We start from the raw sequence: 11,980 nt of genomic DNA, 5'->3' as shown, positions 1-11,980 counted from the left end.
GAATCAGTTATGACTATAAATCTTAATTTTTTACAAATTTTTACAATTACCTGTTAAAAAAATCAATGATAACTCTCACGGCACAGTGTTTGGCATTTCAAGCATACCAAAAACATTTAAGAATAGTATTATGAAAAAAGCAATTAAAATTTCAGGAGTTTTGATGCTGTTGATGGTAACAGTATCATTTTTTTTCTCGTGCAGCAGAGATGACGATCCTACCAACAATGATTTCTTTGCAGGCACCTATAAAGGAAATATTTCTTATAACGACAGTGGATCTACCAACATCAGCACTGATAACGGAAGTGTATTTGTAACCAAAATAGCCAGCGGTACCAAGTATAATTTTGCCTTTTCAAATGGAATACCGGATCTCAACGGGGTCCAGTTCGAGCAAAAAGGAGATCATACCCTTGTGATGATTGGATCTACAGGAACTTCTTACATCAGAATCGATAATAATGTATTAAAAATCTTATTTATAAAAGACGGTAAAACGTGGACTGCCAACTGTACCCGTTAAACATTTTCATTCATATCTCAAAAGCCTGTTTTCATCATATGAAGCAGGCTTTTTTACTAGTACCCAGGTTCTTTAATTTTTTTTTAAGCAGTAATAAACTTTCGTTAAGTTTAAAAACGTATTATTTTTAGCCCACTTTTTGCATATCTTTATTCAACAAAAACAAACAATATAATCCCTATGAAAAAATTATTATCTGCAATGTCATTAGTCTTAGGATTAGGACTTGCAACTGCTCAGCAGACTGCTCCCGCTACCACAGCTCACCAAACTGTAAAAACAGCTAAAGCTACAAAACCTGCGGAAGTAAAAGCTGCAAAACCTATGGTCACTAAAACGGCTAAACCAGCAGAAGTAAAACCCGCTCAGCCGGCTATGAAAATGAAAAAAGACGGCACTCCGGATAAAAGATATAAAAACAGTCAGCATTTGAAAAAAGACGGCACTCCGGACAAAAGATACAAAGAGAACAAGTAAGCATAACATTAACATATAGTTGTTATTTTCATAATCAAATTTCGATAAGCCGATGGAATCCGTTTCATCGGTTTTTTTATGTGAAGCTTGATAAAAATGGCTCCAGATTCTTTACTTATTTATAAATTTGGACCATGTTAAACTTCTTCAAGAAAAATGCAGCGCTTATCTGGGCAAAAAAACATGTTCAAAAAGCGGAGGAATTCAAAAAAAGTTCGGAGAAAAATCAGGAGGATTTATTACTAACTCTTGTCAATACTGCTCAAAAAACACTTTTTGGACGGGAACACGACTTTGAAAACATCCATTCTGTAAAGGAATTTCAGGATAGAGTCCCTGTGGCAGATTATGAAGACCTTAAACCTTATATTGAAAGAATAAAAAAAGGACAGGCCAATATTCTATGGACCGATACTCCTGAATATTTTGCAAAAACTTCAGGAACGACTTCAGGCTCTAAATACATTCCTATTTCTAAAGAGGGAATGCCTTTTCAAATTGCCGGTGCCCAAAGTGCCCTGTTTCATTATATCAACAAGAAAAACAATGCTGATTTTGTCAACGGAAAAATGATTTTCCTACAGGGAAGCCCAACACTGGAGGAAATTTTCGGAATTAAAACGGGAAGATTATCCGGCATTGTAGCGCATCATATTCCCAATTATCTTCAAAAAAACCGTCTGCCCAGCTGGGAAACCAATATTATGGAAGACTGGGAGGCCAAAGTAGACAAAATCATTGAAGAAACAGAGCATGAGAATATGACGCTGATCTCAGGAATCCCACCTTGGCTTATCATGTATTTTGAGAAGCTAACGGAAAAACATGGAAAAAAGATCACAGAGTTATTTCCAAATCTTCAGCTTCTTGTCACCGGAGGGGTCAACTATGAGCCTTATCGGGACAAAATGGAAGACCTTTTGGGAGGCAAAGTAGATATTATACAGACTTTTCCTGCTTCTGAGGGCTTTTTTGCATTCCAGGATGATTATACCAAGGAAGGGCTTTTACTGTTAACAAACCATGGAATTTTCTATGAATTTATTCCGTTGGAAGAGTATGGTAAACCCAATGCGAGGAGATTAACTTTAAAAGAGATTGAACTTAATAAAGATTATGCTCTTATTCTTACTACCAATTCAGGATTATGGGCATATTCCATAGGGGACGTTGTACGTTTCATCAGCAAAAATCCATATAAGGTTTTAGTGAGTGGAAGAACTAAACATTTCACTTCGGCATTTGGGGAACATGTGATTGCTTTTGAAGTGGAAGAAGCTATGAAAGCAACTTTAGAAAAATATCCTGCCCAGATTACAGAGTTTCATCTTGCTCCGCAGGTAAATCCTGAGGAAGGACTTCCCTACCACGAATGGCTGATTGAATTTGAAAAGGAACCTGAAAATTTAGAATTATTCAGAAGAGAACTGGATGAGCAGCTGAGGGCCAGAAATACCTATTATAATGATCTGATTTCCGGGAACATTTTACAAAAACTTCACGTTACAAAGCTGAAAAAAAATGCTTTCCATGAGTATGCGAAATCTCAGGGGAAATTAGGCGGTCAAAATAAGACCCCCAGATTAGCCAATGACAGAAATATTGCTAATCTCTTAGAAATTTACAAACTTTAAACATATTTTTTCAATTCCAAAAACGTATATTCGAAAAAAATTATAAATTTGAAAAACTAAAAGAAAATAATGAAAGCATCTGTACTGTTGAAATCGTCTTTATTAACATCTTTATTTGTCATTACATCTTGTGCTACTACAAAATACAGCGATGATGTTTCAAAAAATAACTATTCTAATTTGGAAGCCGGAAAAATTTATAAAGTAACGATGAGAGACGGCTCTCCGAAACAGAAAATACTGTTCAGAAACATCGTTGGGGATAATCTCGTAGGTACAGCAGGTAAAAAAGACAGCACAGAAGTGGTGATTCCTAAATCCAATGTAGCCGCTGTAAAGGACAGAAGAAAAGCAAGAATTGCGGCAGGCGCTACCATTATTGGAGCAGCAGGTGTAGCAGCATTGGTAATCAGCTCTTCAAGAGCAGACTAAAATAGATTTTATCTTTCAGGATATATTTAATATATCTTTTAAAAATCAACATATGAATAGCCTTAAATAAATTTTTAGGGCTATTTTTGTTCATGATTTCCTTTACCCCGTTACAAACATTACAAAATGTTGAGTTTAGAAATCTTCTTACCGGGAGATTTTTTATAGTTTTAGCTTTCAGAATGCTGGCCACTTTATTAGGATGGTGGGTATACCAACTAACAAAAGATCCTTTTTCCATTGGTCTTATCGGTCTTTCGGAAGTAATCCCCGCCGTAAGCTGTGCTTTGTATGCCGGACATGTAATTGACATGAATGAAAAAAAGAGACTGCTCCTTATTTGTAATTACACTTATATTTTCCTGATCGGCCTTTTACTGATCCCAGCCTTTCTAAATGTAGAAATGCATTTTACAGGACACCAGATAACTTATTTTATTTATGGGGTGATATTTTTCACAGGAATTGCAAGGGCATTCATTGGTCCAATTGTACCTTCCATGATTCCCAAAATTGTAAAGAAAGAAAATCTGCCTAATGCTGTAACTCTTAATCAGGCTACTTTCCTGATCTCTTCTGTTTGCGGACATGCCATAGGCGGTCTTCTTATCGGGTTTTTCAGTGTAAAATGGACCCTTGTTGTCATTTTATCTTTAATATTTGTAGCTTCCCTGTTTTTCTGGCAGTTGAACAAACAACATTCTGAATATAAGAAGGATACTGTAAATGTTGTAGAAAGTATGCGTGAAGGAATTTCTTACATTTTTAAAACAAAAGAAATTTTAGGAGCGCTATGTCTTGATATGTTTGCGGTACTTTTTGGAGGTGCCGTAGCGATGATCCCGGTATTTGCAACGGACATTCTAAATTCTGGAGCTGAAGGTTTCGGTTTACTTAACGCCGCTTCGGACATAGGTTCTATGTGTATTATTACCATATTGTCTATCTTCCCACTGAGAAAAAATCAGGGTAAAATTCTTCTTGTGGTTGTAACAGGATTTGGACTCTGTATTATCGGATTCGGCTTATCCAAATTGTATTGGCTGTCCTTTATGTTCCTTGTGATGAGCGGAATGCTGGATGGAATTTCTGTTGTAATCAGAGGTACAATTGTACAGTTAAAAACTCCTGACCATATAAGAGGCCGTGTACTGAGTGTGAATTCAATTTTCATTATGTCCAGCAATGAAATGGGGCAGTTTGAAAGTGGAGTTATGGCTAAAGCCTTAGGAGTTGTGCGCTCTGTGATATTCGGAGGATGCATGACTGTACTGGTGGCAGTAGCTGTGGGAAGCACCAACCCAAAATTAAGAAAAATGCAATATTAACAAACTCTGTATCAGCACACTTAAAACAGAACACTGATTTAAAGTCAATTCAAAATACTTAAAATCAGGATAGAAATATTTTCTATCCTGATTTTGCTTTTACAGCTATTTATCAGAAATTATTCATCGTTTTTTATCTGAAATACCCATATGAAACATTAATTTCTTTACGATCTTGATATAATTACAGTTAAAGTAAAAAACAATAATATACACTAATACCTTATTTTCTTTAAATATATCTCACAATCTTTAAATTAACATTAATAATTTTTTATATTTGCTTTATAAATTATCCCTTATGAATAAACTTTTATTAATTTTGGGCTTTTTCATGATAAGCTGTTGGGCAAAGGCTCAAGCTTTTACTGACAAAGCTTTAGCACAGGCTGTTTCACAGCTCAACACCTCCAAAACAGCAAACGACTACGACGGCCTTTTCAATAAATTTTCTGGGGCAAAAACTTCTGAAAAATGGACAGCGAATTACTATGCCGCTGTTAGTTTATACCTTAAAAATGAGTTACAGCTTAAAAATTCAAGCGGACAAAACCTGGTTGAAAATAATGCTATGGCCAGAAAAATAGCAACGGGAATATGGACATCACAAAGAGACAACGCTGAAATCAACACTTTAATAGGGTTGCTTTATTTCCAGAAGATACAGCTAAATGATACTTCTAACCTTCAACAGGACATGAATGCCCTATCGCAAAGCATTGAAAAAGCTGAAGCTAGCTCTCCAAGCAATCCCAGATTAGCTATTCTAAAAGCAAAAATGAAAGAAAAATCTGGAGATAAAGCAAACGCTGATCTTTTATTTCAAAAAGCTTCAGACGAGCTGAATAACCAAAACTCTTCGGGAAGCACCTCCCCGGCATGGGGTAAGCAATTACTGCCATCCACTAAATAATCTGAAGATTTTTAAAATTTAAATCAAAATGAAAAAATATATACTCGTTTTTCTATTCTTCATAGCACAAATGGCTTTTGCACAACAAGACTGTGCCACAGCCATTCCAATATGCAGTGATGCAGCTATTTCTCTTACGCCTAACGGCTGGGGAGATGTCAAAGAAGGCCAGGTGGGCTGTTTAGCGCCAAATGGAGAGAGTAATTCTATATGGCTTACGTTTAGTATAGAAACTGCAGGAACTTTAACATTTGTAGTTACCCCTACAGGCCCTACTGCTGTAGGAATTGATTATGATTTTGCCTTATATGGACCCAATCATAATTGCGCAAATTTAGCCGCCACTCCATTGAGATGTTCTTATGCAGGTGTGAATTCAACAATTGTAAACCCTACGGGTCTTAATATGACCGCGACCATTACAAGTCAAGGGTCTGTGGGCGACGGTTTTGTAAAATATATTGATGTACTTCCAGGACAGGTATATCATTTACTTTTAAATAACTATTCTACTCAAATTGCCCCATTCACCCTAACCTTTGGAGGAACAGCAAAATTACTTACTCCTTTTGATAATAATTCAACTCATACTTACCAACCCAATCCTTTTGTACAACCAGGACCTACCCTGAATGGAGAAATCCCGGTTTGCGGAAAAATTGTAAATTATGATTTCTCTACTTTTTCGGCTCAAATCCTGAATGCTAATCCTAACTTCGTAGTAAAATATTACGCATCTCCAACTGATGCTATTGACGATGTTAACCCCATCACTGCACCTACGAATATTAATGTAGCAACTACTTATACTTATGCAATCAGCTATGTTGACCCGAGCAGCCCTACCAGCTTCCTGAATCAATGTAGAGAATATGGACAGATCAAATTCTTAGATAAATCATTCACCCTGACTCCGGCTACGCTTACTTCATGTAGTAATAATAATTCCGGAACCGGACTGTACGATTTGTCAACAGCCACTGTAGGAGCACTTCCCAATCATATATTACAGTATTATCCTTCTATGTATGATCTTACCCATGGAACGAACGAGATTACCAATCCTTATATGTACGTTTCTGCGGAAGGTTCAGCCTTTGTAAAAGCTACCAACGAGTTTGGATGTACTGCCACTGCAGAAATCACTCTTAAATTCTATCCGCTGGTTACTGCAGCTGATGCCGCTATAAGATCATGTTTTATAGAATCAAACCCTTCTACCGCTTTATTTAATCTTGGAAATGCGGCCGTTACCAGTCCAACAGCTACAACTACAAAGAGGTATTTCCCATCACTAACTGATGCTATAGATGCTACGAACGAAATTTTAAATTTCAATGCTTATATTGCTCCTACCGGGTTTGTGTATGTAAGAGTATCTGACAGCCGTGGATGTTATACCGTAGCAAAAATCAGCCTAACAGTAATTGCTCCTGTAACATCAAGTGTACTGAAAGATAAAATTATCTGTGTAGAAGATACTACTACTTTAGATGCAGGACCCGGCTTCAAAAGCTATGAATGGAGCACCGGAGCAACTACACAATCCATTACTAATGTAGGAGTAGGAACATATTGGGTAAAACTGAAAACAGGAGACTGCGTTGCCACTCAGGCAGTAACTATATATCCTTCTGAGCAGCCGGTTGTAAATGGAATTGACGTTTCTAACACGACACTTACCGTAAACGTAATAGGAGGAACACCAGATTACCAGTATTCTATGGATAATATAATATGGCAAAACTCAAACACATTTACTAATATTGCAAGAGGGACTTATACAGTCTATGTAAAAGATGCTTATGACTGCGACCCGATTGAAGTTACAGTGGTAGTTCCTAATTTGGTAAACCTTATCACTCCAAACGGAGATGGTGTGAATGATGTTGTAGATTATTCTGCATTAGCCGGCAAACAAAACCTTGTATTGAGTATTTTTGACCGATATGGAACAAAAATTCACCAGGGTGACAAAACCAATGGCTATAAATGGGACGGAACCATTGCCGGCAAGAAAATACCTACTGGTACTTACTGGTACTCTGTATCATGGAATGAAAACAATAAAAAGAACACTCCGTTCAAATTTTCAGGATGGATTGTTGTAAAAAACAGAGAGTAATTCATCTCTACAAAAGCCGCTCTGGCGGCTTTTGTAGATTAATAATAATGATAAAAATTTATTTTCCCTCAAAATTTGTTTCACAAAAATCGTTTAACCAATGAAAAAAATACTACTTCTTTTTATTTTATTGATAACACAGGCGGTCTACTCACAATCAGACTGTATTTCAGCAATTCCTATCTGTGGTAACTCTGATATTTCTTATACTCCTTCAGGAGTTGGGGATATCGTAGAAATCCTAAAACAAAACGGCGGATGCCTGAACAGTAATGAAAGATATTCCGTTTGGTACACATTTACTGTATCAACACCAGGAACGCTTGCATTTAAAATCAAACCTAATAATCAGGATGATGATTATGATTTCGCAGTCTATGGACCTACAACAAACGGATGTGCTTCTTTACAGAATGCCGACCATGTATTTATTCAGCCTATAAGATGTAACTACAGTGGTGTTTCGGGAGATACAGGGCTGGACCTGACTATGGCTCCTCCGGCAGTATTTCCTGTTAATCCTCCAGGCAATACATCTGACATGAACGTCGGAGGCACAAAATGGAGTCCTTATATGAATGTTTTAGCTGGTCAGACCTATTATCTGATCATCGATAATTTCAGTAAATCTACCAATGGATTTTCTATGGAATGGTCTGGTACCGCAAGTTTAAGTTCTGCATTTAACAATCCAGTGCTTGCTCCTAATCCATTTATCCCGCCAGGAATTCCATCTACTGATACAACTGAGCCTAGTAAAGTTATGGTCTGTAACCTACCTACTCAATTTGACTTCTCTACCCTTAGCGCAGCAATTGTGAACGGAAACAGTGCTGACTTTAAAGTAACTTACCACAAAAAAGTGAACGATGCTCTGACAGGAGAAAATGCTTTAACAGTAGAATTGGTAGATGGAGTTACAATCTACTACTACAGAGTCGTATACAGAGATCCTACCAATCCGAATAACCCAATCAACGGATGTTTTATAACGGGTAAATTTAAATTTGTGAATGCTGCTATTACAGCGAACTCCGCTACTTTATATTCATGTAACAATAACGGAGCAGGTACCGCGAAATATGATCTTACAAGTGCAAATGTATTTGGCGGCACAGGAGCTGTTATCAAGTACTATCCTACGTTGGCAGACATGAATGCAGGGACTAATGAGATTACGAACCCTGCCAACTATGTCTCACCGGAAACCACCGTATATGTAAAAGTGCTTTCCTCTTTCGGATGTATTGCAACTGCAACTATCCGACTGGCATTCTATCCGACAGTTGTGATAAAAGATGCATTACTTGAAAACTGTTACATCGACAATGATGTTACTCATTCAACATTTGATCTTTCTAAAGCAGCAATCGGATTACCTGTTCCATTGCCAACAGGTACCATTGTAAAATATTACAAATCGGTAGCAGATGCCCTGGCACAGACCAATCCGATTTCAAACCCGTTAAACTACCTTTCAGAAACAATTACAGTATACGTAAGAGTAGATAATGACAAGCAATGTTATGCTATTTCTAAGATCGTACTGAAAGTATTGCCTCCTGTACAATCTGCTGTTCTAAAAGACAAAACAATTTGTCCTGAAGGTAAAACTACATTAGACGCAGGACCTGGATTTGACAGCTACGAATGGAGTACCGGAGCAACTACTCAGTCTATCAATAATGTTAGCGTAGGAGTTTACTGGGTAAAACTTCAGACCGGAAAATGCTTCACTCTTCAGGAAGTACGTGTACATCCTACTCTTCAGCCTGTTGTTTCAGGTATAGAAATTACCAATAACAAGATTTCTGTTACGGTTACAGGCGGAGTTCCTCCATACCAATATTCCATTGACGGTATCAACTGGCAGGATTCCAACGCATTCACAGGACTTCCGAGAGGAGAGAATACCGTTTATGTAAAAGATAAATATAACTGTACTCCGGTTCAGGTAACCGTTACCGTTCCGAACCTTGTCAATGCTATTACTCCGAACGGAGATAATGTAAATGATTATATTGACTACTCTGCATTAGCTTATAAGAAAAATCTGGTCTTCATTGTATATGACAGATATGGAAATAAACTTCATGAAGCTAAAAAAATGCAAAACTTCACATGGGACGGAACAGCGTTCGGCAAGAAAATTCCAACAGGAACTTACTGGTACACGATTTCGTGGAATGAAGACAATAAAAACAATACCGAAACAAAATACTCAGGATGGGTATTGGTAAAAAATAAAAACTAAGTTTTCACTTACTATTTAACAAAATCACCTCAGACCGGGGTGATTTTTTTATCAACATAGGCAATGTCCTGTTTACAGTATTTCCAGAAAGACTGCTAATAATTTGTTGAATACTATTTTTTTATTATTTTTTAAATAAGCTATCTTTGCACCATGGCGCAGAAAGAAACATTATCATCCCTTACACACGGAAACTTTGCAAAAGAATTGTCTATTGCGGATGGAAAAATGCCTCCCAATGCAGTAGATTTTGAAAGACTTGTTATCGGAACTTTTTTGATAGACAAAAAAGGTCTTGACCATTCCATAGATCTGCTTACTCCAGAAGTATTTTATGATCCCAGACATCAGGTTATTTTCTCTACCATTTTAAAGCTTTACGAAGGCAACCATCCGGTAGACTTAATGACTATCATTCAGGAACTGAAAAAAGAAGATAAGCTGAACCAGGCGGGTGGAGACCATTATATCATCGACCTGACTATGGGTGTAAGTTCTTCTGCCCATATTGAATACCATGTACGTGTTATTCTGGAAAAATATATCTTAAGAAGCCTTATCAACGTTTCTGCTAACGTAATTGATTCTTCCTATAAAGAATCCACGGATGTTTTTGAACTGCTGGACAAAGCAGAACAATCATTCTTTGAGATTACCAATGGAACTATTAAGAAAGGATTCGACACTGCCAATTCATTGGTAAAGCAGGCTATTGACACCATCAAGGCTTTAAAAGACAAAGAAGGTATTTCCGGAGTTCCTTCAGGATTCAGAGATATTGATAAAGAAACTGGTGGCTGGCAGAATTCTGACCTTATTATTATCGCAGCCCGTCCCGCAATGGGTAAAACGGCATTTCTGCTTTCCATGGCAAGAAATATTGCTGTAGAACATAAAATCCCAATGGCATTATTCTCTCTGGAGATGGCTTCTGTACAGCTTATCACCAGGATGATCGCCTCGGAGACAAAAATTTCATCTGAAAAATTAAGAAAAGGAACTTTGGATGATGAAGAATGGCAAAGACTTTTCTCCAATGTGTCAGAATTGGAAAATGCTCCTTTGTACATTGATGAGACTCCCTCTCTTTCTATATTTGATTTCCGTGCAAAATGCCGAAGACTTGTAATGCAGCACGGAGTAAGACTTATCATGGTTGACTACCTTCAGCTGATGACAGCAGGTAGCAGCGGAAAAGGAGTTGGAAACCGTGAACAGGAGATCTCCATGATATCACGTTCATTAAAAGCTATTGCAAAAGAACTTAACGTTCCGGTAATTGCTCTTTCCCAGCTTTCGAGAAGTGTGGAAACCCGTCCTGGAAAAAGACCTCAGCTGTCAGACCTAAGGGAATCCGGAGCGATTGAGCAGGATGCAGATATTGTATCTTTTATTTTCAGACCTGAGTATTATAAAATAACTGTTTGGGATAACGATGAGGAAGGACAGGAAACTTCTACAGAAAATCAGGCAGAATTGATTATCGCCAAGCACAGGAATGGTGCAACTGCAGATGTGAGATTATCTTTCTTAAAGCATTTTGCAAAATTCGGAGATATCGAAGCTGCTTTTGACAGCACTGCAGGAGGAGGATATCCATCTAACTTCGGACAGCCAAGTGGTTTTGATAAGATCAAGACCACCATCCAACCAGGTGCGGCATTTGACTTACCAGACAGCTCAAAGCTTTCCGGCTCATCAATGAATGACTTTGATGACGATGATGATTTTCCATTCTAAACCATAAGATTTAGACTTAGGCTACAATTAATTTTTACAAAACAGATTTGAGAATCGAAATTTATACTGACGGGGCTTGCAGCGGAAATCCAGGAAAAGGCGGATACGGAATTCTTATGCGTGTACCTGAGAAAAACTATCAGAAAACATTTTCAAAAGGTTTCAGAAAAACCACCAATAACAGAATGGAGCTTCTGGCTGTCATCACAGCACTGGAAAAGCTGAAGTCAGTAGAAAATGACATTCATGTGTATACCGACAGCAAGTACGTATCAGATGCCATCAACCAGAACTGGATTGCAGGATGGATCAAAAGAGGCTGGAAAAATGTAAAAAATCCTGACCTCTGGAAAAAATTCATAGAACTTTACAATAAACATACCCCTAAAATGCACTGGGTAAAAGGACATGCCGGGCATTTCGAAAATGAGCTTTGCGACAAACTAGCTGTTGCCGCCGCCAGCTCTTCCGATCTGGAAATTGACACTTATTTTGAGGGACTGGACAACAATAGTCTTTTTTAATTAATTTAAATAAACACAGGATTTCAA

10 protein-coding genes are annotated in these 11,980 nt (G+C 37.6%); all 10 read left to right on the top strand.

From position 1 onward, the window contains the following. Positions 1 to 130 precede the first annotated feature (130 nt). The 10 genes from LF887_RS01100 (at position 131) to rnhA (ending at position 11,953) form a co-directional block, all read left to right on the top strand. Positions 131 to 526 (top strand): hypothetical protein, encoded by a 396-nt coding sequence (locus tag LF887_RS01100; protein WP_236856997.1) that lies wholly within the window; start codon positions 131 to 133, stop codon positions 524 to 526. A gap of 180 nt (positions 527 to 706) precedes the next feature. Then, on the top strand, positions 707 to 1,003 hold the full coding sequence (locus LF887_RS01095; protein WP_236856996.1) for a hypothetical protein: 297 nt from the start codon (positions 707 to 709) through the stop codon (positions 1,001 to 1,003). Between the two features lie 134 nt (positions 1,004 to 1,137). Further along, positions 1,138 to 2,637, top strand: coding sequence for a GH3 auxin-responsive promoter family protein (locus LF887_RS01090; protein WP_236856995.1), 1,500 nt, complete (start codon positions 1,138 to 1,140; stop codon positions 2,635 to 2,637). A gap of 69 nt (positions 2,638 to 2,706) precedes the next feature. Further along, on the top strand, positions 2,707 to 3,069 hold the full coding sequence (locus tag LF887_RS01085) for a hypothetical protein (RefSeq protein ID WP_236856994.1): 363 nt from the start codon (positions 2,707 to 2,709) through the stop codon (positions 3,067 to 3,069). A gap of 92 nt (positions 3,070 to 3,161) precedes the next feature. Then, positions 3,162 to 4,397 (top strand): MFS transporter, encoded by a 1,236-nt coding sequence (locus LF887_RS01080; RefSeq protein ID WP_236856993.1) that lies wholly within the window; start codon positions 3,162 to 3,164, stop codon positions 4,395 to 4,397. A gap of 301 nt (positions 4,398 to 4,698) precedes the next feature. Next, the gene (locus LF887_RS01075) at positions 4,699 to 5,310 is read left to right on the top strand and encodes a hypothetical protein (RefSeq protein WP_236856992.1); all 612 of its coding nucleotides are present in this window, start codon (positions 4,699 to 4,701) and stop codon (positions 5,308 to 5,310) included. Positions 5,311 to 5,338: 28 nt separating this feature from the next. After that, complete coding sequence (locus LF887_RS01070) at positions 5,339 to 7,435, top strand: T9SS type B sorting domain-containing protein (protein ID WP_236856991.1); 2,097 nt, start codon at positions 5,339 to 5,341, stop codon at positions 7,433 to 7,435. Between the two features lie 100 nt (positions 7,436 to 7,535). Continuing rightward, a complete protein-coding gene (locus tag LF887_RS01065) occupies positions 7,536 to 9,689 on the top strand; it encodes a T9SS type B sorting domain-containing protein (RefSeq protein WP_236856990.1) in 2,154 nt (717 codons plus the stop codon). Positions 9,690 to 9,842: 153 nt separating this feature from the next. After that, positions 9,843 to 11,429, top strand: coding sequence for a replicative DNA helicase (dnaB, locus tag LF887_RS01060; protein ID WP_236856989.1), 1,587 nt, complete (start codon positions 9,843 to 9,845; stop codon positions 11,427 to 11,429). Positions 11,430 to 11,476: 47 nt separating this feature from the next. Next, positions 11,477 to 11,953 (top strand): ribonuclease HI, encoded by a 477-nt coding sequence (rnhA, locus tag LF887_RS01055; RefSeq protein WP_236856988.1) that lies wholly within the window; start codon positions 11,477 to 11,479, stop codon positions 11,951 to 11,953. The last annotated feature ends 27 nt before the right edge of the window (positions 11,954 to 11,980 follow it).

The organism is Chryseobacterium sp. MEBOG06 (assembly GCF_021869765.1).
Classification (GTDB): domain Bacteria; phylum Bacteroidota; class Bacteroidia; order Flavobacteriales; family Weeksellaceae; genus Chryseobacterium.
The sequence above is the reverse complement of the archived record's forward strand: the minus strand, read 5'-3'. Positions and strand labels throughout refer to the sequence as shown.